Below are 21242 nucleotides of genomic sequence, written 5' to 3'. Positions count from 1 at the left end.
CGGCGTGAATGAAGGGTGTGTGGATTCAAGACCATGATTGCCTGCGGCGATAGTGCGGGAACGAGATGTCGGAAGCAGCGCCGCGAGCGGCACCGCGGTCGGTGATGCGGATGTCGCCCGCGGTGCAGGCGATCAATGGATGGCCGGCGGCCCCTCGGCGGCGAGCGGGTGGCGGCGATTGCGACAGGCCGTGCGCAGCGGGCAGCAGCAGCCGCCACAGCACCAGCGCCTCGTGCCAGGCCTGGGCATGCGTGGCACTGCGCGCGCGCCAGACTTCGAGCGCAAGAAGCTCGGCCTCACTGACGCTGAGGCGGTTCAGGCGCACGATCCAGTCCAGCGCCTCGCCCAGGCAGGCTTCCTTGCTGCGGGCTTCGCGCGGCCGTTCGTCATGAGGCGTCGGTTGCATACCCCCATGACGAGCCTGCGCGAGGCGACCCGTAAATTATTTGCGCAGGGCGTCTCAGCTCAACAGCACGATGCCGCCCGGCAGGCTGCGCACCTTGGCGCCATAGAGTTCGCGGATCATCACCAGTGCGTTGTCGATGCTGCGCAGCGACAACTGCATCCGCACCAGCGTGCGGCCCAACGACTCGTTGCGCAGGATGACCTTGCCCGGGCGATAGCGGTTGATCTCGTCGATCACTTCGGCGAGCGGCGTGCGGTCGAAAGACAGCACGCCCGTGCGCCACGTGCTCACGCTGACCACGTCCGCACGCACCACGTCCTGGATGCCGGCCCGGTCGTACACCACCTGCCGGCCCGCTTCGACCGAGCGCTGCTCTCCGCCCACCGACACCAGCACGCGGCCATCGAGACAGGTCACGCAGACCTGCGGCCCGGTGTGGCGGACGTTGAAGCGCGCGCCCCGCGCCAGCAGGCGGCCGCCACCCGTCTCCACGAAGAAGTCGGCATTGCCTGCCGCCGCGATCTCCGCCTCGCCGGCCAGCAGTTCCATTCCGCGGAGGTTCGCGCCGGTGCCGATGCGGTTGATGAGCGTCTGCGTGTTCATGCGCACGCTGACGTCCTCGCCCAGCGCCACCTGCCGCTGCTCGCCCGTGGCGGTGCGGTAGTCGGCGGCCAGTTCGCCCACCGACGGCCACAGGCCCAATGGCGGGTCGACCGCCAGCACGCCCGCAGCCACGGTGGCCGCGACCGCGCCGCCCATGAACGCCCTGCGCCCCGGGGAACGCAGCGCCTCGGACACGCCGGGCCACGAGAACAGCGGCGCCCGTGCCGCCTGGCGCGCGGCCTCTTCGGCCAGCAGCGGATCGAGTGCCGACCACACGCGCATGACCTCGCGCCAAGCTTGCGCGTGCGCGGCGCTCAGGGTCGCCCATTGCCGGAACGCGTCGGCGTCGGCGCGGGTCGCCTGGCCCGAATGCAGCCGCACCCACCAGGCATGGGCCTGGCGTTGAAGCGCACCAGGGTCGGGCTTGGAAGAAGACATGGCGCTCATCAGTATTTTCTCGGGCCGGCAAAGTGGCCGCGCTGGGCGGCCTCCACGTCCGGCAAATGCTTCTTGCAGTATTCGAGGGCTGCGCGCAATTCCTTCTCGACCGTGCTCACGGAAACATCGAGGTGCTGCGCAATCTCGCTGTTGAGCTGGCCTTCGACGCGCGCCGCCACCAGGATGGCGCGCCGCCGCGCCGGCATGCGCGCGAGCACGAGGCTCAGTGCCTGCACATCGCTGCGCCCGCTCGCGATGCGTTCGGGGTCTCCCACCTCGTCCACCATGTGCACCAGCGCGTCGATCTCGCCGCGCGCGAGCAGCACATTGTCCTGGCGGTAGCGATCGGTGGCAATGTTCGCGGCCATGCGAAGCAGGTAGGCGTCGGCATTGTTCACCGTCGTGGTGCCGTCGCTCATGGCCGCGAGGCGAAGCCAGGTCTCCTGCATCGCGTCGGCCGCATCGTCGCGCGAACCGACGATGCGCTCGAGCTTGCCGCGCAACTCGACGTAGCGCGCGACCATGCGCGCGCGCAGCGTGGACGCCATGCCTTCGCTCATTGCGCGTAGACCTTGCCGCGGTAGGCGGCCTGCCCGCAATCGACCTGCGCGCCCGGTCCCTCCGGCAGCAGCAGGATGACCAGCGGCTGCGGCAGCGACGGCGGCGGCGCGCTGCCGATGGACAGGCTGCGCACCCGGCTGTGCACGGCGGCATCGCGGTTCGCGTCGCCGGTCGTGCTGAGCAGGCGGAAGCGCTCCACCGTGCCGCGCGCGTCCAGCCACAGCTGCAGCGCCAGGCGATAGCTGCCCGGCCGTGTTTCGGCCGAACCACACAAGGAACCGCGCAGGGCCTGCTGGACCTGGGCGGCGTAGGACTGATGCAAGACTTCCCCTTCTTTGAAACCCGACTCCTCCAGCCCCGGCGCTTGCGCTCCTTGCAGCGCGGCCGCAGCGCCGGATGTGCGCGAGGCCTGGATCACCAGCGAACTCGCATTGGCAAGGCGCGCTTCCAGGCCCGTACCCACCAGCATTGCTTCCATTGCCTCCGCCGCGGTCAGCAAGCCGCGCACGGCAGTCGAGAGGCGCTGCGCGTGGTGGCCATCGATCAGCACATCCATCCGCGTCGTCGCGCTGTAGGCTTCGATCGCGTCTCCCAGGCGCTGGGCCGGAATATCGAAATCGATGCGTGCCGTGGACGCCTGCTGCGCCGCGGGCTCCGGCTGCGCATACGCCACGCCGCACCCGAACAACGCAACCGCGCCGGCCAGGCACCAGGCCAGTGCCAGAACACTGACCGATGCCGAAATCGCTGTCATACCGGGTTGGCGCACATGTCCCTGGGTTGCCGCTTCCGCCGCGCAGCCCACCTGGCGCTCTTGCGGACCCGGGTGAAGTTAGTCGCCCGAGGTGACGTTCGCATGACATCGCAAACCCTTGCGTTTGTGCTGACCGGGCCAGACAGCCCAAAGCCCCAGGATGAGGGCCGTGCCGTGGCACAGCCCTTTTCCCCGGGGCAGGTTCGCAGCCGCGGCACCGAGGTGCGACGGCTCCGAACGTACGGTCAGCAGGTGCCTATCAGTTCGTCAGCGGACGGCCGATGCCGTTGCAGACGTTGACGTTGCCGATGCCCAGCGGGTGGCTGGCGTTCAGGAACACGTTGGCGATCTGGGTCTTCCAGTTGTTCGTGCCGACCGTGCCGTCAGGCAGGTTCACGAAGTTGTGGGTGGTGATCGGCGTGTTGTAGGTGGTACCCAGCAGACCCACCAGGAAGTTGCGGACCTTGGTCTGCACCGCGGCGTCCCTGTAGCACTGGTTCACCAGCAGGTTGGTGGTGCCGAAGATCGGGTAGCTGGAGCCCGCGCCCGTTGCCGGGGTCGGCTTCGAGTAGGCCGGCACCCAGGCGAGCGGGTTGCTGGCCTGCGCAGCGCCGCCCACCGGCAGGGACACGGCGGCCAGCGCGGTCTGGATCGACGAGGCCAGCGGCAGGTTGCCGTTGACCCGCGCGACAACCGCGTTGCTGCTGCCCGTGTAGGTGGAGTCGGGGCTCAGGTAGCCGACGCGCGAGTCGGTGCCGGTGCCGATGAAGGCATTCGACACGCCGGCGTTGCCGTTGGCGCCGAACCAGTGGGCCGGGATCGTGCCGCCGGTGACGGCACCGGCCACCATGGCGGCGAAGTTGTTCGAGACGATGAAGCCCGAGGTGGGGCAAGCCGCAACCAGGTAGCGGCTCAGCAGTTCGGTGGTGCCGCTGTTGTCGGTGCGATAGACCACCTTCACCGTCGTGGCGTCGGTGGTGCCGCGCAGCTGGCCCCAGGTCTGGCCGCCCGTCTTGTTGCTGAAGACGGCGCACATCTGTGCGTCCGACAGGTTCAGGTCGCTGATGCCCGAGCGCTTGTAGGGGATCAGCACCGAGGTGGCAACCGCGGGGATCTGGATCATGCGGCTCCAGGCGGCCGGGCCGGTCACGCCGGTGACGTGCGCGGTGTTGTACGCGTCGCGCTCGGCGGCGGTCACGGCGGAATCGCTGCCTGCGAAGTGCACCGACTGCGTGGCGGTCCATGCCGGCGTGCCGGACACGGACTCGTTCTTGAACGCGGTGGCGCTGTTGCTGAAGAAAGCCGACTTGCCGGCGCCGCTGCCGGTGCCGGTGTAGCTGAAGTTGGTGAGGCCCACGCCGCTCGGAAGGATCTCGTCATACAGGATCTCGGGCAGTGTCGCGCCACCGCCGACCGCGATCTGCGCGGACGCAGCACCGGCAGCCAGCAGGCAAGCCATCGTCACGGCCGACAGTGCGGCCGTCTTGAACTTTGCATTCATGGAAACTCCTTTGAATGGACCAGATAAATGAACTACCAAAAGACCGTGCGTTCGCTCGAACGCCTGTCTTCTCGCTACCTCTGTCGCCTCTCCAGCGACGCCTTTGATCCTGCGTTTCGCAGGTGACAGCAGGCCGAAAAAAGCTCGGGAACACGCACCGCGAAAACTCCCGAACACGCAGCTGGTTTCGAGAGGCCTGCTCCCGAACATTCAGCGCACCATCTGGTTGATTTCCATGATCGGCATGAGCACGGCGAGCACGATCACCATCACCACGCCGCCCATGCCGACGATCATCAGCGGCTCCAGCACGGTGGTAAGGCGCATCGCCCGGCGCTCCAGATCACGGGAGAGGTTCTGCGCCGCACGCTCGAACATGGCAGCCAGCGCGCCCGTCTTCTCGCCGCTGGCCACCAGGTGCACGAGGTTCGACGGAAAAATCTTTTGTGCCTTGAGCGCCGCCGCCAGCGGCGTTCCCTCCTTCACGCGGCCCGTGGCCTCGAGCACGCAGCGCTTGATCCACTCGTTGCCGAGCGTCTGCCGCGCGGCCTCCAATGCGCGCAGCAAGGGCACGCCGGCGTCCATCAGGATCGACAGCGTGGAGGCGAAGCGCGCCGTGTCCACGCCCAGTGCATAGCGGCCCACCATCGGCAGGCGCAGCACCAGCGCATGCCAGCGCAGCCGCCGGCCCGCATCGCGCAGCGACGCGCGGCCCAGCATCCATGCGCCCGCGGCCAGGCCCGCTGTGAGCCAGCCCCATTCGCGCACGAAGGCGCTGGCGGCCAGCATGGCCCGCGTGATGGCCGGCAGCTCCTGCCGCGCCTGCGCAAAAGCGCCGATGACCTGCGGCACCACGTAGCCCAGCAGGAACACGACGATGCACAGCGAGACGAAGCCCACGATGGCCGGATAGATGAAGGCCGTGAGCACCTTGCTGCGCAGGTTGTCGCGGTTCTCCAGGTAGTCGGCCAGCCGCTCCATCACGCGCGCGAGATCGCCCGAGTCTTCGCCCGCGCTCACCAGCGCGCGGTAGATCTGCGGAAAGTCGCGCGGCCGCTCGCCCAGCGCATCGGCGAGCCGCATGCCGGCGCGCACGCCTTCGCACACCGCGCCCAGCGCTTCGGCCACGTGCTTGCGCTCGGCCTGCTCGATGGTTGCGACCAGCGCGGCCTCCAATGTCAGCCGCGCGCCCAGCAGGCTCGCAAGCTCGCGCGTGGCCCAGCACAGGTCGCTGGCGCTCAGCTTCGGATTCATCCAGGCCAGCGCGCCGCCGCTCGCGGCCTTCTCGCGGATGTCCAGCGGCGTGAGGCCGCGCTCGCGCAGCTGCGTGCGCACCGATCGCGCGGACTCGCCCTCGGCGGTGCCGCGCTGGATCTCGCCGGCGCCGTTCGCGGCCTCGAACTCGAAACGTGCCATGCCGCGGCTCCTATGCGTCGCGCGTCACGCGCAGGATCTCCTCGGCGGTCGTCACGCCTTCGCGCACCCAGCGCTGCCCGTCCTCGCGCATGGAGCGCATGCCGTGGCGCACCGCCGCGGCGCGCATGGCCTGCTCGTCGCCGCCTTCGTGGATCAGGCGGCGGATGTCGTCGTGCACCACGAACAGTTCGTGGATTCCGGTGCGGCCCTTGAAGCCGGAGTTGCCGCAGGCGGGGCAGCCCACCGGCACGTAGGCCATGCTGCCGTCGGGCCGCGGCTGCGGCGCCTTGCAGGCGGGGCAGAGACAGCGCACCAGCCGCTGCGCCAGCACGCCCAGCAGCGAGGACGACAGCAGGAAGGGCTCGATGCCCATGTCGCTCATGCGGGTCACAGCCGAGACCGCGTCGTTGGTGTGCAGCGAGGCCAGCACGCCGTGCCCGGTGAGCGAGGACTGCACTGCGATCTGCGCAGTCTCGAGGTCGCGGATCTCGCCGATCATGATGTTGTCCGGGTCCTGCCGCAGCGCCGCGCGCAGCGCCGCACCGAAGGTCATGCCGATCTTGCCGTGCACGGGAATCTGGCCGATGCCGGGCAGGTCGTACTCCACCGGATCCTCCACCGTGAGGATGTTGCTGGTAGCCAGGTCGAGCTGGCCCAGCGCCGCGTAGAGCGTGGTGGTCTTGCCGCTGCCGGTGGGGCCGGTGACGAGCACGATGCCGTGCGGCTGGCGCACCAGCCGCGTGAGCTCGGCCAGCGTGTCGGGCGCCATGCCGAGGCGCTCGAGCCGCAGGCGGCCTGCGTCCTTCTCGAGCAGCCGCAGCACCGCACGCTCGCCGTGCGCGGTGGGCACGGTGGACACGCGCACGTCGATCGGCCGGCCGCCCACGCGCAGCGTGATGCGCCCGTCCTGCGGCAGCCGCTTCTCGGCGATGTCGAGCTGCGACATGATCTTGATGCGCGAGATCAGCGCCGCATGCAGCGCACGGCGCGGCGCCACCACGTCCCGCAGCGTGCCATCGACGCGAAAGCGAACCACCGAATGGGTCTCGAATGATTCGAGGTGCACGTCGCTCGCGCCGTCGCGCGCGGCCTGGGCCAGCAGCGCGTTGATCATGCGGATGACCGGCGCGTCGTCCTGCGCGTCGAGCAGGTCGGTGACGGCGGGAATGTCCTGCATCAGGCGCGCAAGATCGACCTGCTGCTCCACCGCGCCGACCACCGAGGCGGCATCGCCGGCGTCGGCGTAGCTGCTGGCCAGCAGGCCGCTCATCTCGTCGTCGCCGATGCGCTGCAGCGGCAGATCGCCCAGCAGGCGGCGCGCCTCGACGACGGCCCAGCCCGGCGTGGCGGGGCACACCGCGATGCAAGGCGCATCGCCCTCCTGCCGCACGACGATGCGCTGGCTGCGCGCCCATGCATGCGGCAGCGCTGCGCTCATGGCGTCACCACCAGCTCGGGGCGGTAGCCCAGTTCGCGCAGCACGGCGATGGCATTGTCCACCGCCTGCGGATCGCGCGGAATCTCCACCCGCACCAGGTTGCCTTCCCCTCCGGGGCCGCCGACGATGTAGGCGCCGATGCCGCTGATGCGCACGCGCTTGACGATGCGCACCGCATCCTGCTCGGCGTTCACGTCGGCAATTTGCACCACGGTGACCTTGTCGTTCATGCCGCCATGCAGCGCGGCGGGGTCGGATTCCACCGTCACGCCCACCGGCAGCTGCGACCGCAGCTCGGGTGGCGGCGCCGCCGCTGCTGCCGGCGCCTGGCGCACCGCGCTGGCCGAGGCGGTGGGCGGCGGCACCTGCTCCCGCGTGCGCTCCCAGTTCTGCGGCCGCAGGTCGACCTCCGGCGCGCGCCGCACGGCGGGCACGTCCGCCGGGGGCAGCGCGGGTCCGCCCAGGTCGGGCAGCAGGCCGTGCGGCGCCGGCCGCGCACGCCCCTGCTGCATGCGCATGAAGTTGTAGCGGTCCAGCGTGAGGCCGCGGCTCGCGTTCGCATCCCGGATCACATAGGGCCGCAGGAAGACCATCAGGTTGGTCTTGACCCGCTGGCGCTTGTCGTAGCGAAACAGGTTGCCCAGCACCGGCAGCGAACCGAGGCCGGGTACGGCTTCGCTGCCGTTGGCCACGCTGTCTTCCATCAACCCGCCGAGCACCATGATCTGCCCGTCGTCCACCAGGATGCTGGTGTCCAGCGCACGCTTGTTGGTCACGATGCCGGAGGCGCCCGAGGTCTGCTCGTCGATGGACGAGACTTCTTGGTAGATGTCGAGCTTGACCGTGCCGCCCTCGGAGATCTGCGGGCGGATGTTGAGCTTGAGGCCGATGTCCTCGCGCTGGATGGTCTGGAACGGATTGGTGCTGCTGTTGCCGTTGGTGATGTACTGCCCGCTCACGAAAGGCACGGTCTTGCCCACCATGATCGAGGCCGGTTCGTTGTCCAGCGTGAGGATGTTGGGCGTGGAGAGAATGTTGGCGCCGTCCTTGCCCTGGAGCGCGCGGGCCAGCATCTTGAGGTTAAGGATCTCGCCCACGCCCGGCAGGTTGATGGTGCCGTCGACCACGCCGATGTTGAGGCCCCTGGGCATCACGTCGATGGTGTTGGCCGCGCTCGCATTGAGCTGGGCACCGCCGAAGTTCGTGCCCGCGCGCACCCGGCCATTGCTGCCGCCCGCCATCCACTGGATGCCCAGTTCGGAGGCGTCGCGCTCCGTCACCTCGACGATCAGGCTTTCGACCAGCACCTGCGCGCGGCGCTGGTCCAGCAGGTCGATCACGCTGCGCAGGCTGCGGTACATCGGCTCCGGCGCGGCAATGATCAGCGTGTTGGTGGAAGCGTCGGCCTGCACCGTGACGCTGCCCGTGGAAAAGGCGGTCGACGTGCTCCCCGCCGCGGCGCCGGAGGACTGGCCCGTGCCGCCCGCAACCGCGCGCAACCCGCCGCCGGCGCTTGCCTTGCCGGCCGCGCCGGCCGTGCTGCCTGCGCCAAGGGTGGTGCTGCCGCCTGCGGTGGCACTGCTCCCGCTCCCGTTCGCTCCCCCTGCTCCGCTCAGCATGCCGCCCGACCCCAGCGCCGCGCGGACCGAGCCGCTGCCTGTGGCGGACGTGTCCGCCGACTCGCCCGTCAGCAGGCCGCGCAGCACGCCGGCCAGATGCACGGCCTGCGCGTTGCGCAGGTAGACCACGTGCAGGTTTCCCGCATCGGTCTGCGCGCTGTCGAGCTTGGCGATCAGTTCGCGCGCGAGGGCCGTGCGCCCCGGGCTGCTGGCACGGATCACGACGCTGTTGGAGCGCGGATCAGCCAGCACCACGATGTCGCGCCGGCCCTTTTCGCCGCTGCCTTCCAGCAGTTCGGTGGCGAGCGCGGCAATGTCCACGGCAATGCCGTTGCGCAGCTTCACCAGCTCGGAATCCAGCGATGCCGGGGTGTCGATGCTCTCGATGATGCGGGCCAGGCGCTCGAGGTTGTCGATGTGGTCGGTCACCACCAGCGTGTTGTTCGATGCGTAGGCGGCAATGGTGTTCTCGGCCGCGATCAGCGGCTTGAGCACCGGCACCAGCGCTTCGGCGTTTTCATAGTTCAGGCGGAAGGTGCGCGTCGCCAGCCCGCCGCCGGGATTGCGCATGTTGACCGCCCCGCCCTGCAGCTTCGCGTCGGCGGCGGGCACGACGCGGCTCACCTCGCCGACGTCCACGATCACGAAGCCGCGCATGCGCAGCGCGGTCGACAGCATGCCGTAGGCCGTGGATGCAGGTACCTCGCCTTCCGAGACGAGCGTGATCTGCCCTTTCACGCGCGGGTCAAAAAGGAAGTTGCGGCCCAGGAACCTCGCCAGCGCCGACACCACGGAGGTGATGTCCGCATCGACGAAGTTCAGCACCACCTTCTCGTCCTTGCCGCCGCCCCTGGCGGGTTGCGGCGCGCGGGCATCGGGGCGGTTGGGGGGCAATGCGGAGGGCGGCGCGGCCGCCGCGCACATGGCCAGGCCCAGGCAGCACGCCACTGTCCATCGGCGCACGGCTGCACCCTTTCGATCTCGTGTCACTGGCCATCCTTGTTGAGTTGCCTGGACTGCACGTCCACCACGCCGCGCACCAGGCCTTGCGAGCCTGTAGCGGGATCCTCCGCACCATCCACGCGATCCAGGGCGGCACGCACGATCTCGACGTCGCCGCGCGCCGACACGGCCATCAGCCAGGAGAACACCTGGCCAGCAGGCACCGGTTCGGCAAACTCGATCCGCCACGCTTTCGCTGGCGATGCCTTGCCTGCGGCCGGCGGCGCGTCGGCCACGGCGTCCTGCAGTCCGTAAAGTCCTCGAAGGCCTGCGCGGTCCAGTCCGGCCTGCAGCGGTTCGGCCGCACCGGGGGCCAGGCGCGCAACAGGAACGCCTGCCAGCACCTGGTCGAGTTCGGCGGACTGGGCCTGCAGCTTCGGCAGGTCGCGCTGCCATCGAGCAACGGTATCGAGAGCGGGCCGCGTCAGGACCAGCCACAGAAAAGCCAGCGTCGTCACGAGCACGGCAATACCCACCGCCGTGCGATCGCGCGCAGGCATTGTGCGCCAGCGGGCTGCGCCTTCGCGGGCGAACTGCCGCGCCGGGTTCAGGCGCTGGATCAGCGCTCGCAGGCGATCGCGGATCACGGCGGGTCTTTCCGCTGCGGGTCGAGTGCCGCAGCGTCGGCAGCCGAACTGCTGGCCGCCATCCGCACGCTCAGCACGCCCGCACCGCTCTCGACAGCCAGGCCCTGCTCGCGGGCCCGGGCCTGCAGCGCGCCCCATGCCTCGGACGACGGCACCCCGCCATCGCGCCAGCGGATGCGCAGCTCCTCCGGTGCATAGCGCAGGCTCTGGACCTGCCCGGCCGGCACCTCCGCGAGCAACCGTGCGGCCCCCTGCGCGAGACCCGCGTAGCCGCTGCCGGCCGCCTGCGGTCCGCCCGCCGCGAGTGCATCCTTTTGCTGCCGCGCCTGCTGCACCGGGTTGACGACGACAGGCAGGTCGGGGAACACGGCCTTGACCCGCGCGGCCATCTGCCGCTTCAGCGCCTGCCCCTGCGTTGCCAGCTGGCCAGCGTAGACGTTCAGGCCACCCAACCAGACCGCGGCGGCGATGGCGCCCCAGCCGAAGGCGGGTCCGGCGAGCGCGGTGCCGCCGCTCACGCCCGCCGCTTCTGCAGAAGGCAGGGACCAGCGCCAATCCTCGCCCGACCAGCGCGCGGCCGCATCGGCTTCTTCGACATCAAGCCAGCGGATGAAAGCAGGCGCTTCGGGCGCCGCCAAGCCCGCGGCGTGGTCGGCGCCCTCCGTCATCCAGTGCGTGAAGCCCTGGCTCCGGCCCGTGCGGACGATGCACCAGCCATCGACCCGGCATCCCACCCAGCCCTCGGCCGCAAGCGGCAGGAAAGCAGCCGGAGGATGAAGCCCGCGCACCGCAATGCCGCTGCGCCGCAGCAGTCTCGTCCAGCCGTCCATCGCGCGGGCGCCGAGCCATGCCGCGCCAACTGTGCCATCGGCCTCGCGCGGACCGAAGCCGACCACCAGGCTTTCCAGCGGCTGGAGCGCGCAGGGTTCGACAGCCCCCAGGACGGCGGCACGAAGACGCCGCCCCGACAGCGGAGGCAGCGTGAAGCTGGCCATCGGCAGGTCGCCGGGATGCAGGCAGGCCTCACAGCGTCTGGACCGGAAGCGGCCGGCGACCTCGCCCAGGGCCAGCGTGCCGCCGTCGCGCCACGCGCCGCCGGATCCGCGCCAGCCGCAGCGCACGGCAAGCGTCGGATCATCCGGGTCCGTCCAGGGCGGCAGTTGCAGGCGCAGCAGGTCGACCTTCACACGCCCTCCCGCAGCCACACCACGCGTGGCAAGGCATTCTTGTCGTCGTGCAGCAGCGCCACCTGCACGAACTTCGTACGCGCAGTGTCGAGCACGCTGGCAACGCGGAACCAGTTGCTGGTGATGCCGATGCGAACCTCATCGGCCTCCAGTTCCGGCATCTGCAGGCGGTTGGTGAAGTCGCCTCGATTGATGAACCATTGGCCGCGGTCGCGCGCGGCCAGCACGGCGCGGGCCCTGTCCAGCGAAAGGCCCGACACCCCGGCCGCCACCAGTTCCGCGCTCGCCGTGTTCGAATTGATCCAGGTCCGCTGCGGCAGCACGGTCACGAAGGGGGCCAGCCTCGCGAGCACGCCGGCATCCACGCCGGGAACGGCGAGCAGGTCTTCCAGCGCGCGCAGCCGCGGCGCCTGCGCAGCGCGCGGCAACACCGGCGGCAGGTCCAGCGCGGCCGCCAGCTTGCCGGCCCGCTCCGGCGCCGCATCCGGCAAGGCATCGGCCGATGAAGCCTCCACATCGCCCAGGCTCACGATGACGCGGCGCATGATGGACCGGGCCGGTGCCTGCGGCACTCCCACCATCGCGCAAAGCCGCGTGAACACCTCCGCCTCGGCGAGATCGATGCGCCCGCGGTCCACCAGGTTGCGCAAATTGAACTTGCCCTGCTCATCGGTGATTTCGCTGACAAGGCGGCCCCCCTCGGCGGCCACCTGGCCCGACGCCTGCCTCGAGAAGGACCGGTTCCACGCCCCGTCGAGGCGTGTGGTCGGCTCGCGCACGGCCTCGGCGCGCAACAGGCGCTGCGCCGCGCTGACTTCGCCGAGCAGCAGCCAGCGCGCCTGCACGCGGGACTGGCCGTCCTGGGTGATGCGGATGAATGCGGATTGCCGGCCCAGCAACGCCGCCGCCAGCGCGGCGATCACGGCCACGATCAGCAGCGCGCTGACCACCGCCATGCCCCCTGCGCGCGCCCGGCTCCGCCGGCTCGCCTTCGCGGCCGGGCAGCCGCCCGTCCTGGTATCCACCGGTCCGCCCACGGTACTGCCGCGCTACCAGGAACCGATGTCCGCGGCGGCCTTCTCCCCGTCGGGCTCGCCATCGGCGCCCAGCGAGAACACGTCGACCTCACCGTGGGTGCCGGGATTCAGGTACTGGTAAGCGTTGCCCCAGGGATCCTTCGGCAGGCGCTCGAGATAGGTGCGCCAGTTGGCCGGCACCTTGCCGGAGGTCGGCTTTTCCACCAGCGCGCGCAGGCCTTGCGCGCCACCGGGGTAGACGCCGTTGTCGAGCCGATAGAGTTTCAGCGCCTGCATGATCGCGGCCACGTCCTGCCGCGCGGCAGTGGCGCGCGCCTGGTCGGGCCGGTCCATCAGGCTCGGCACGATCAGCGCGGCAAGCACGCCGATGATCACCAGCACCACCATCAGCTCGATGAGCGTGAACGCGCGCTGCAGAAGAGGACGCCGACCTGCGCGACAACGAGTTGAACGTGCGGCCATTTTCCACTCCCAGAGCAAAGGACATCAAAGACAAGCACCAGCGCCGATCGTTACCGCGCCGCATGTCAGCGAGATTGAAAATCCTCGGGAGTTCGCATGGCCGCCGGATGAGGGGGCCCTTTGTATAGTTGGAACCAATGTCGAAACACAGCGTGGTGATCTTCGTCTCGCAGCGCAATTCCCTGCGGAGCATATTGGCGCAAGCCTGTCTCGCGCACCTGGGCTCGGGACGGTTCCTGGCACTGTCATGCGGGTGGCCAGGCATGCTCGCCGATGCGATCCATCCCGCGGCAATCGGCGCGCTCAACAGCGCAAGCATGCCGATACCCAATCATCGACCTCGTGACTGGAATGACCTGGCGCGGCCGAGCGCAGCTCGTGCGGAATTCGTGATCACCCTCGATGAAACGACGTCCTCGTTCCAACCGCGCTGGCCGGGCCAACCCGACTCGGCGTTGTGGGCTTTTCCGGATGTTGCCGCGGCCGGCGACCCGGAGAAGGTCGCCCATCTGGCGATACAGATGCTGTATGCATTGCGCCGACGGCTGGAACTGTTTGTCAGCCTGCCGCTTCAAGGCACGGATCGTGCCGCCATCCGATCGGACCTTCGGGACCTGGCGCACATGAGATAGGGCCCGGGAGAGGCGCCAGTGCCGATCTGCAATCCCGCCCGTCTTGCGGGCGTCATACACCCGTCATGCCGGTCGGGATCAATGCGCGGAATCATCCACATGAAGGCCGCCTGCGCGCAGCCGCCTTTGCCACGCCATGAACCCGAGCCACCCTGTTCACGTCCTTTTCCTCTGCAACAGCAACGCGGCACGCAGCCTGATCGCGCAGGCCTTGCTCAACCATCTCGGCAAGGGCCGGTTCCTCGCGTATTCCGCAGGCCATGCGCCCACGCCGGACGGGAAGCCCGATCCCCGCGCCATCGAAGCGTTGAAGGGTGCGGGCCTGCCGACCGATGGACTGCGCAGCAAGAGCTGGGACGAATACGGCCAGGCCTCGGCACCGCACATGGACCTGGTCGTCACGCTTTGCGACGAGGCCGCAGGCGAGGCCTGCCCCGTCTGGCCCGGCCAGCCCGCCGCGGCGCACTGGTCCCATCCGGATCCCCGTGCCGAAGGCGCCGGTGGCGACACCGACGCCTTCGTGAAGACGATGCACGCGATCCACCGCCACGTGGAACTGCTGGTCAATCTGCCGGACGAGCGCATCGACCGCCTGGTGATCGAGTCCGAGGCGCGGCGCATCGGCGCGCCTGCCGGGGAGTCCGGCTCCCCCGCGCCATAGATCAGGCCGGAAGCCTGGTGTCGCTGAAGCGCCGGATCGGCTGAACGAAGCTGATGTCCGCGCCGTCGAGCACATCGCGCCCTTCGAGACTTTCAAACTTGAGCCCGGTCTCGGCTTCGATGAACGAAAGCGGGCGCTGCGACATGGCGAAATCCTCCAGGTCGCGCGCCACCCCCGAATCGAGATAGGTGCCCTGGCTCATCAGATAGGCGATGGCGGCCAGTTCACCCGTCGCCTCGCTGATGAAGGCAACGACCTTCCAGAAGTCGCGCGGAATCCGGATGCCGAATCTCTCGGCATCGTCCGGCCGGAGAATCGGCCCGGTGAAGACGCTGATGCGCTTGTCGTCGCCTTGCGCATTGCCGAGGACGTAGTCCTCCAGGTCGCCCCACAGTCCGTCGTTGAAAGGCTGCCACTGGGGACACGCATTGGTTGCAAAGAAGGTATCGATGTTGGCCCGCTGCGCGGTCGCCAGCGAACCCCAGTTCGGGTCCTGCCTGCGCGTCATGTGGCCGCGCGAGAACTTCCTGTCCTGCCCGGGGCCGTAGGCTTCCCGCAGCATCTGGTATTCCTTCTTGATGCGGCCGTCGTAGTTCCAGGTATCGTGGCGGGGAACGTTCTTCGACCTGGACCCATCGACGTTGCATGCGGAATAAAGCGGCACGCGGCGGGAAATGCACTGCACCGTGCTGAAGTGCTGGTACTTGAGTTCGAAGGAGCCGTCTTCGAGCGAGGCGATATCGTCCATCGATATCGCCTCGCTCATCGAGGGCAGCTCCACGCGGTTGCCGTCTCCGAAGAAGTCGGGCGCGTAGCCTTGCCGGCCCCTGAAGAATTCCGCCGGCTTGGGCGTTGCGGCAACGCGCTGGATACCGGCCCATGAATTGCTCACGACCTGGACGTCTGTATCGGACATGGAACTTCCTCTCCAAAAAACCCACGGCCACAATCGGCGCGCGGGCGCCTTGCGACTATTTGCCGAGCTTGGCGCGTGCGTTTTTCAGATTGAAGACAGGCTTGCGGATTTCCGCAAAGGTCGGTGGGGTCACCACCCATTCGGGATTCTGTTCAAGCGCCGCCAGTTGCGCGTCGTCGTCGATCTGGGCCTCCACCAGGGTGCCCGTCTTCGGCGTGAGCACAACGCCCGGCACGCAGCGCCGCAGCCGTGCCTCGGCCGACAACTTCTGGTCGGGACGGCCTGTGTAGGTCAGCACCACGCTTGTCACTTCAGAACTCCAAACCCTTCGTATTCGGCCGACCAACCCACCTTTCGGGCCGCCTGCGACAGCATCTTGACGATGGCGTCGGCCTTTTCAGGACCTCTGGGCATGTTAAGCAGGTTCTGATTCCCTGACAACAGACGGGCCGCCATGCCCGACGTGAACGGCGTGGCCATCGACGTGCCGGACATCATGGCGTATCTATCGCCGGGAAACGCCGACAGGACGGCGACGCCGGGACCGATGAAATCGGTCGAAAGCCCGTAGTTCGAGAACTCGGCAACGAATTCCTTCTTGCGGCGGATCTCGCTCTCCTGAAAGCTCTCGGGGCAGTCCGCCGGAAACGTTCCGTCGCGGCCGAGCGCGCCGACCGCCAGGGTGTGGCTGTAGCGGGCGGGATAGCGCAGCAGCGACTGCCCGTCGTTGCCGGTGGCCGCGAACACGGCAATGCCGGCGTTGCGCGCTTTTTCAAGAATGTCCGGCATTTCCGGCATGGGCTCGAGGCTGCCCATGCTGATGTTGACGATGTGGCAGCCGTCGCTGATCGCGCGCTCGAGCGCACTGGCAATGTCGCTGGATTTCGCGCGGCCGCGTTCGCCGGTCTTGGGACACACGCGGTAGGCCAGCAGACGGCAGGCCGGCGCCAGGCCGTAGATGCCGGTGCCAGCGGCCATCCTGCCCGCGATGATGCCGGCAACGTGGGTTCCGTGCCCGATGCCGTTGTCGAGGAAATCCGTGGCATCGTCGCCGGTGACGAAGCATCCGCCGCCCGCCACGGCAATGCCGGCATGCGGGCCAACGCCGCTGTCGATCACACCGACCGTGACACCCGCTCCCGCCTGGGGATCGTAGGGCGCGTAGTTCGCCAGCAGCTGGAAGGTATCGGGCGCCAGTGCCGTGGTCCGGACATCCAGCCGCTTCGGTGCCGCGACGCGGTCGAACCCCTTCACGAAGACCGACCAGTGCGTGTGTTCCGGCTCGACCAGGATCATTTCCACCCGGGGGTAGAGCACCGGAATTCCAAGGCTCGCGATTCCCCGGCTGTCGGTCACCGCCGGCAGGTGTGCGCCATCCCAATCCACGAGCGCCTTGACGCGTACCCCCGGCACGGGTTTGCCCAGCGAGTCGGCAAGGCGCAATTCGAAGCGCTTGACCTTGGCTCCCGCCGCAACCTGGATTGCACTGGATTCCAGTTCCTCGCCCAGCGGGCGGATGTATTGGAGGTATGCCCATGCGGCGGGTGCAACCCGCAGTCCGGGCGTATTGCGGCGCATCGCCAGCAAGGCGGACGAGTTGGCCTTCATGACCGACACGCCGTCCAGCTGCTTGACGAGATTCATCCGGGGAACACCGCGGCCTCGCATCCCTCGCCCGAGCGCTTCTTCGGCGTTGCCCAGGTTGATGGCGCCCAGCGTCGCCAGCTCGCTGCCACCAGGCGCCGCGTTCTTCGAAGGCCACACGATGACGTCATCGGAGAATTTGGGCTCCGCCGCGATGCGGCGCAGGCGCAGTTCCTGCAGCAGGCGCTCCATCTTCTCGCAGTCCGTCTTCGACATGTCGCCTTTTGCGTGCTGGTAGGCGCGCTCGGTTCGACGCGGCGAGCCGGCCTGTCTCGGGACTTCCTGTCGCTTGCGCTCTGCAGCCATGGGCTCTCCTCGTTGCCCCGACTTATCGCACGAGGGCGTTTCAGATCGATGAATTGCGCAGGTGGCCCGAGGCGCGCGCCTTGGCCGGTGGGGACCTTGAGATCACTCCCACTCGATGGTCGCCGGCGGCTTGCTGCTCACGTCGTAAGTCACGCGGTTGATCCCGCGCACTTCGTTGATGATGCGCCCCGACACCTTCTTGAGCAGCGCGTACGGCAGCTCGGCCCAGTCGGCGGTCATGAAGTCGCTGGTCTGCACGGCGCGCAGCGCGACCACGTAGTCGTAGGTGCGGCCGTCGCCCATCACGCCCACGCTCTTCACGGGCAGGAACACGGTGAAGGCCTGGCTCGTGAGGTCGTACCAGCTCTTGCCGGTGGCGTCGTCCTTGAAGTTGCGCAGCTCCTCGATGAAGATCGCGTCGGCGCGGCGCAGCAGGTCGGCGTATTCCTTCTTCACTTCGCCGAGGATGCGCACGCCCAGGCCCGGGCCGGGGAACGGGTGGCGATACACCATCTCGGGCGGCAGGCCGAGCGCCACGCCGAGCTCGCGCACTTCGTCCTTGAACAGGTCGCGCAGCGGTTCGAGCAGCTTGAGGCCGAGCTGTTCGGGCAGGCCGCCCACGTTGTGGTGGCTCTTGATCGTGACGGCCTTCTTGCTCTTGGCGCCGCCCGATTCAATGACGTCGGGGTAGATGGTGCCCTGCGCGAGGAAGGTCGCCCCCTTGTGGCCACCATCGCCCGCCTTGAGCTTGGCAGCCTCCTGCTTGAACACCGTGACGAATTCGCCGCCGATGATCTTGCGCTTGGCTTCGGGGTCGCTCACGCCCGCGAGCTTGCCGAGGAACAGCTCGCTCGCATCGACGCGGATCACCTTCGCGTGCAGCTTGCCCTCGAACATCTCCATGACCATGTCGCCCTCGTTCAGGCGCAAGAGGCCATGGTCGACGAACACGCAGGTGAGCTGGTCGCCGATGGCGCGGTGAATGAGCGCGGCCGCCACGCTCGAATCGACGCCGCCCGAGAGGCCGAGGATGACTTCCTCATCGCCCACCTGCTCGCGGATCTTTGCCACGGCCTCGGCGATGTGGTCGCGCATGACCCAGTCGGGCCTGGCCTCGCAGATGCCGAGCACGAAGCGCTCGAGGATCGCCTTGCCCTGCTGCGTGTGCGTGACTTCGGGGTGGAACTGCAGCGCGTAGTAGCGGCGCGCCTCGTCGGCCATGCCGGCGATGGGGCAGCTGTCGGTGCTGGCCATGAGCTTGAAGCCGGGCGGCAGCTCGGTGACCTTGTCGCCATGGCTCATCCACACGTTGAGCATGCCGTGGCCTTCGGGCGTGGTGAAGTCGGCGATGTCCTTCAAGAGCGCGGTGTGGCCATGCGCGCGCACGGACGCAAAGCCGAACTCGCGCTTGTGGCCGCCCTCGACCTTGCCGCCGAGCTGGTGGGCCATGGTCTGCATGCCGTAGCAGATGCCCAGCACCGGCACGCCCAGGTCGAACACGGCCTGCGGGGCCTTGTCGGTGGTCTCCTCGTACACGCTCGCGTGGCTGCCCGAGAGGATCACGCCCTTCAGGTGCCCGTCGGCCGCGTACTCGCGCACCCATTCGTCGCTGACGTCGCAGGGGTGCACTTCGCTGAGCACATGCGCCTCGCGCACACGGCGCGCGATGAGCTGCGTGACTTGCGAGCCGAAATCGAGGATGAGGATCTTGTCGTGTTGCATGAAAGAAGACTCGGTCAGAGCGTTGAAATGTCGAACAGCTTGACGCCCGCCTTGGGCGCGGCCTGGATGAGTTGCTCGTCGAAGGTCGCGAGCGGGAGATTGAGCGAGCGCGCGAGCCAGAGGTAGCCCGCATCGTAGAGCGACACCCCGGCGTCGATGGCCACGGCCAGCACCGCCTTGTGCTGTGCAGGGGCGAGTTCGTGCAGCTCGACGCGATGGCGGATGGCGTCGAGCACGCTCCACAGCCCTTCGACCGCGGACGTTGGAATGCGGCCGCTGCGCACGCCGTTGGCAAGGATGTTGGCGCACTCCCATTGCCAGGCGTTGGGCGCCTGCGGCTCGACCTCGTCGCGGCGGATGGCGGCGTAGAGCTTGCGGGTGTGTTCGCTGGCCTGGTCGGGCAAGAGCCAGGCGGCGGTGACGGAGGCGTCCATGACGAAGGCTGTCACGATTGGCGCCCTTCGTCGAGCAGCGCGCGCATTGAAAGGCCGGGCTTGATGGTGGCGTGCAGCGCGTCGATCTGGCCGAGTTCGCGCTCGATCTGCTCGTCGGTGATGACCGGCTTGCGCCGCACCGGCAGCATGCGCACCACCTCCTTGCCGTGGCGGGTGATGCGAACCTCCTCGCCCTTTTCGACCAGGTCGATCAGGGCCGAGAAGTTGTTCTTGGCTTCAGCGATGCCGATGGATTGCATTTGGGCCAGAAAATTTAAATCTGGCCTGAATTCTAATGCCAATCTGGCCTGACTTACAAGGTCTGGCCAGATTGGACCCGCTCATCGCTTATTCAGCGCGGTAGTTCGGCGCTTCCTTCGTGATCTGCACGTCGTGCACGTGGCTCTCGCGGATGCCGGCCGTGGTGATCTCGACGAACTCGGCCTTGTTCTTCATCTCTTCGATCGTGGCGCAGCCGCAGTAGCCCATGCTCGCGCGCAAGCCGCCCGACATCTGGTAGACGATCGACACCATCGAGCCCTTGTACGGCACGCGGCCTTCGATGCCTTCGGGCACCAGCTTGTCGGCGTTGGGATTGCCGGTGGTCGATTCCTGGAAGTAGCGGTCGGCGCTGCCCTGCTGCATGGCGCCGATGGAGCCCATGCCGCGGTAGCTCTTGTAGCTGCGGCCCTGGAACAGCACGATCTCGCCGGGCGCCTCTTCGGTGCCTGCGAACATGCCGCCCATCATCACGGTGCTGGCGCCCGCGGCAATGGCCTTGGCGATGTCGCCCGAATAGCGGATGCCGCCATCGGCGATCAGCGGAATGCCGGTGCCCTGCAGTGCGGTGGCGACGCTGTCGACCGCCATGATCTGCGGCACGCCGACGCCGGCCACGATGCGCGTGGTGCAGATCGATCCGGGGCCGATGCCGACCTTGACCGCGTCGGCGCCGGCATCGGCCAGCGCGCGGGCTGCGTCGCCAGTGGCGATATTGCCGCCGATCACGTCGACCTGCGGATAGTTCTTCTTGACCCAGCGCACGCGCTCGATCACGCCGGCGCTGTGGCCGTGCGCGGTGTCGACCACGATGGCGTCGACGCCGGCCTTCACCAGCGCCTCGACGCGCTCTTCGGTGCCCGCGCCCACGCCGACCGCCGCACCCACGCGCAGGCGGCCGCTCGGGTCGCGTGCGGCATTGGGAAAGCTGGTCTGCTTGGTGATGTCCTTGACGGTGATCAGGCCCTTGAGCTCCCATGCGCTGTTGATGACGAGCAGGCGTTCGAGCTTGTGCTTGTTGAGCAGCGCCTTGGCCTCGGCCAGCGTGGTGCCGTCGGGCACGGTGATGAGCTTGTCGCGCGGCGTCATGATCTCGCTCACCGGCACGTCGTAGCGGTTCTCGAAGCGCAGGTCGCGCCCGGTCACGATGCCCACGACCTTGCCGCCGTCGAGCACCGGGAAGCCCGAGATGCCCAGTTCGTCGGACAGCTGCATGACCTGCAGCACGGTGTGCGTGGGGGTGATCACCACGGGATCGCGCAGCACGCCCGATTCGTAGCGCTTCACCTTGGCCACCTGCGCGGCCTGCTCGGCGGCGGTGAAGTTCTTGTGCACGATGCCGATGCCGCCTTCCTGCGCGATCGCGATCGCGAGGCGTGCTTCGGTCACCGTATCCATCGCGGCGGAGACCAGCGGCAGATTCAGCGTGATGTTGCGGGAGAAACGGGTGGCGAGGGAGGTGTCCTTGGGCAGGACCTGGGAGAACGCTGGCACCAACAACACGTCGTCGAAGGTGAGCGCTTTGCCGAGAAGGCGCATGGGTGAAGCTCCAAAAGACGGATTGTAGCGACCGTCGGTACTTACCCGCCCTGCCAGGGGCTTCAGCCGGCCGTGGCTGGGCCGGCAAGGCGGCGAAA

The 21242-nt window shown here is 68.4% G+C and carries 21 protein-coding genes; 2 read left to right on the top strand and 19 right to left on the bottom strand.

Annotation, left to right across the window (positions count from 1 at the left end; genetic code table 11):
• Window positions 1-25: 25 nt before the first annotated feature.
• The 12 genes from EJO66_RS16340 to gspG form a co-directional block, all read right to left on the bottom strand.
• Window positions 26-406, bottom strand: a complete 381-nt coding sequence (locus EJO66_RS16340) for a FecR/PupR family sigma factor regulator (RefSeq protein WP_124959617.1) — start codon at window positions 404-406, stop codon at window positions 26-28.
• A 54-nt stretch (window positions 407-460) separates the two neighbouring features.
• Window positions 461-1447, bottom strand: coding sequence for a FecR family protein (locus tag EJO66_RS16335; RefSeq protein WP_124959616.1), 987 nt, complete (start codon window positions 1445-1447; stop codon window positions 461-463).
• An 8-nt stretch (window positions 1448-1455) separates the two neighbouring features.
• Complete coding sequence (locus EJO66_RS32570) at window positions 1456-2007, bottom strand: RNA polymerase sigma factor (protein WP_164547839.1); 552 nt, start codon at window positions 2005-2007, stop codon at window positions 1456-1458.
• Window positions 2004-2762 carry a TonB-dependent outer membrane receptor gene (locus EJO66_RS32565; RefSeq protein ID WP_164547838.1) on the bottom strand — a complete coding sequence of 253 codons (759 nt, stop codon included), beginning with the start codon at window positions 2760-2762 and terminating at the stop codon, window positions 2004-2006. Before EJO66_RS32565 ends, EJO66_RS32570 begins: the two co-directional genes overlap by 4 nt.
• A 259-nt stretch (window positions 2763-3021) precedes the next feature.
• Window positions 3022-4263, bottom strand: coding sequence for a substrate-binding domain-containing protein (locus EJO66_RS16325; protein ID WP_164547837.1), 1242 nt, complete (start codon window positions 4261-4263; stop codon window positions 3022-3024).
• Window positions 4264-4473: 210 nt separating this feature from the next.
• Window positions 4474-5679 carry a type II secretion system inner membrane protein GspF gene (gene gspF / locus EJO66_RS16320; RefSeq protein ID WP_124959614.1) on the bottom strand — a complete coding sequence of 402 codons (1206 nt, stop codon included), beginning with the start codon at window positions 5677-5679 and terminating at the stop codon, window positions 4474-4476.
• Window positions 5680-5689: 10 nt separating this feature from the next.
• Complete coding sequence (gene gspE / locus EJO66_RS16315; RefSeq protein ID WP_125965604.1) at window positions 5690-7117, bottom strand: type II secretion system ATPase GspE; 1428 nt, start codon at window positions 7115-7117, stop codon at window positions 5690-5692.
• Window positions 7114-9699, bottom strand: coding sequence for a type II secretion system secretin GspD (gene gspD, locus EJO66_RS16310; protein WP_223262303.1), 2586 nt, complete (start codon window positions 9697-9699; stop codon window positions 7114-7116). The genes gspE and gspD overlap by 4 nt, the downstream gene beginning before the upstream one ends.
• A 23-nt stretch (window positions 9700-9722) precedes the next feature.
• Window positions 9723-10325 (bottom strand): type II secretion system protein GspM, encoded by a 603-nt coding sequence (gene gspM, locus EJO66_RS16305; protein WP_164547836.1) that lies wholly within the window; start codon window positions 10323-10325, stop codon window positions 9723-9725.
• Window positions 10322-11512: a type II secretion system protein GspL gene (gspL, locus tag EJO66_RS16300; RefSeq protein ID WP_125965602.1), complete on the bottom strand. Its 1191-nt coding sequence runs from the start codon at window positions 11510-11512 to the stop codon at window positions 10322-10324. Before gspL ends, gspM begins: the two co-directional genes overlap by 4 nt.
• A complete protein-coding gene (gene gspK / locus EJO66_RS16295) occupies window positions 11509-12468 on the bottom strand; it encodes a type II secretion system minor pseudopilin GspK (protein ID WP_124959610.1) in 960 nt (319 codons plus the stop codon). The genes gspL and gspK overlap by 4 nt, the downstream gene beginning before the upstream one ends.
• 93 nt (window positions 12469-12561) lie before the next feature.
• Entirely contained in the window at window positions 12562-13011 is a 450-nt protein-coding gene (gene gspG, locus EJO66_RS16290; RefSeq protein ID WP_124959609.1) for a type II secretion system major pseudopilin GspG, read from the bottom strand.
• A 137-nt stretch (window positions 13012-13148) separates the two neighbouring features.
• Here gspG and EJO66_RS16285 point away from each other — a divergent pair, with 137 nt between their 5' ends.
• A complete protein-coding gene (locus tag EJO66_RS16285; protein ID WP_125965601.1) occupies window positions 13149-13643 on the top strand; it encodes an arsenate reductase/protein-tyrosine-phosphatase family protein in 495 nt (164 codons plus the stop codon).
• Between the two features lie 136 nt (window positions 13644-13779).
• Window positions 13780-14304 carry an arsenate reductase ArsC gene (locus tag EJO66_RS16280; protein ID WP_124959607.1) on the top strand — a complete coding sequence of 175 codons (525 nt, stop codon included), beginning with the start codon at window positions 13780-13782 and terminating at the stop codon, window positions 14302-14304.
• Window position 14305: 1 nt separating this feature from the next.
• On the opposite strand, the gene EJO66_RS16275 is transcribed toward EJO66_RS16280, so the two are convergent.
• The 7 genes from EJO66_RS16275 to guaB form a co-directional block, all read right to left on the bottom strand.
• Window positions 14306-15220, bottom strand: a complete 915-nt coding sequence (locus tag EJO66_RS16275; RefSeq protein ID WP_125965600.1) for a DNA/RNA non-specific endonuclease — start codon at window positions 15218-15220, stop codon at window positions 14306-14308.
• Window positions 15221-15275: 55 nt separating this feature from the next.
• The gene (locus EJO66_RS16270; RefSeq protein ID WP_124959605.1) at window positions 15276-15518 is read right to left on the bottom strand and encodes a hypothetical protein; all 243 of its coding nucleotides are present in this window, start codon (window positions 15516-15518) and stop codon (window positions 15276-15278) included.
• Between the two features lie 8 nt (window positions 15519-15526).
• Window positions 15527-17170: a S8 family peptidase gene (locus EJO66_RS16265; protein ID WP_125965598.1), complete on the bottom strand. Its 1644-nt coding sequence runs from the start codon at window positions 17168-17170 to the stop codon at window positions 15527-15529.
• A gap of 102 nt (window positions 17171-17272) precedes the next feature.
• Window positions 17273-18892 (bottom strand): glutamine-hydrolyzing GMP synthase, encoded by a 1620-nt coding sequence (gene guaA / locus EJO66_RS16260; RefSeq protein ID WP_125965597.1) that lies wholly within the window; start codon window positions 18890-18892, stop codon window positions 17273-17275.
• A gap of 14 nt (window positions 18893-18906) precedes the next feature.
• Entirely contained in the window at window positions 18907-19326 is a 420-nt protein-coding gene (locus EJO66_RS16255) for a type II toxin-antitoxin system VapC family toxin (RefSeq protein ID WP_124959705.1), read from the bottom strand.
• Window positions 19327-19337: 11 nt separating this feature from the next.
• Window positions 19338-19586: a type II toxin-antitoxin system Phd/YefM family antitoxin gene (locus EJO66_RS16250; protein WP_124959602.1), complete on the bottom strand. Its 249-nt coding sequence runs from the start codon at window positions 19584-19586 to the stop codon at window positions 19338-19340.
• A gap of 88 nt (window positions 19587-19674) precedes the next feature.
• Complete coding sequence (gene guaB, locus EJO66_RS16245) at window positions 19675-21144, bottom strand: IMP dehydrogenase (protein ID WP_012747865.1); 1470 nt, start codon at window positions 21142-21144, stop codon at window positions 19675-19677.
• Between the last annotated feature and the right edge of the window lie 98 nt (window positions 21145-21242).

It is taken from the genome of Variovorax beijingensis (assembly GCF_003951285.1).
Taxonomy (GTDB): Bacteria; Pseudomonadota; Gammaproteobacteria; order Burkholderiales; family Burkholderiaceae_C; genus Variovorax; species Variovorax beijingensis.
Note: the sequence above shows the minus strand (reverse complement) of the source record. Positions and strands in the feature narration are given on the sequence as shown.

Coding starts and splice junctions, on each gene's coding strand:
- EJO66_RS16280 (WP_124959607.1), top strand. CDS start 13,780: ATGAACCCGAGCCACCCTGTTCACGTCCTTTTCCTCTGCAACAGCAAC.
- EJO66_RS16335 (WP_124959616.1), bottom strand. CDS start 1,447: ATGTCTTCTTCCAAGCCCGACCCTGGTGCGCTTCAACGCCAGGCCCAT.
- EJO66_RS16325 (WP_164547837.1), bottom strand. CDS start 4,263: ATGAATGCAAAGTTCAAGACGGCCGCACTGTCGGCCGTGACGATGGCT.
- EJO66_RS16340 (WP_124959617.1), bottom strand. CDS start 406: ATGCAACCGACGCCTCATGACGAACGGCCGCGCGAAGCCCGCAGCAAG.
- EJO66_RS32570 (WP_164547839.1), bottom strand. CDS start 2,007: ATGAGCGAAGGCATGGCGTCCACGCTGCGCGCGCGCATGGTCGCGCGC.
- gspK (WP_124959610.1), bottom strand. CDS start 12,468: ATGGCGGTGGTCAGCGCGCTGCTGATCGTGGCCGTGATCGCCGCGCTG.
- EJO66_RS16250 (WP_124959602.1), bottom strand. CDS start 19,586: ATGCAATCCATCGGCATCGCTGAAGCCAAGAACAACTTCTCGGCCCTG.
- gspF (WP_124959614.1), bottom strand. CDS start 5,679: ATGGCACGTTTCGAGTTCGAGGCCGCGAACGGCGCCGGCGAGATCCAG.
- EJO66_RS16265 (WP_125965598.1), bottom strand. CDS start 17,170: ATGGCTGCAGAGCGCAAGCGACAGGAAGTCCCGAGACAGGCCGGCTCG.
- guaA (WP_125965597.1), bottom strand. CDS start 18,892: ATGCAACACGACAAGATCCTCATCCTCGATTTCGGCTCGCAAGTCACG.
- gspG (WP_124959609.1), bottom strand. CDS start 13,011: ATGGCCGCACGTTCAACTCGTTGTCGCGCAGGTCGGCGTCCTCTTCTG.
- EJO66_RS16255 (WP_124959705.1), bottom strand. CDS start 19,326: ATGGACGCCTCCGTCACCGCCGCCTGGCTCTTGCCCGACCAGGCCAGC.
- EJO66_RS16275 (WP_125965600.1), bottom strand. CDS start 15,220: ATGTCCGATACAGACGTCCAGGTCGTGAGCAATTCATGGGCCGGTATC.
- gspE (WP_125965604.1), bottom strand. CDS start 7,117: ATGAGCGCAGCGCTGCCGCATGCATGGGCGCGCAGCCAGCGCATCGTC.
- EJO66_RS32565 (WP_164547838.1), bottom strand. CDS start 2,762: ATGACAGCGATTTCGGCATCGGTCAGTGTTCTGGCACTGGCCTGGTGC.
- EJO66_RS16285 (WP_125965601.1), top strand. CDS start 13,149: ATGTCGAAACACAGCGTGGTGATCTTCGTCTCGCAGCGCAATTCCCTG.
- guaB (WP_012747865.1), bottom strand. CDS start 21,144: ATGCGCCTTCTCGGCAAAGCGCTCACCTTCGACGACGTGTTGTTGGTG.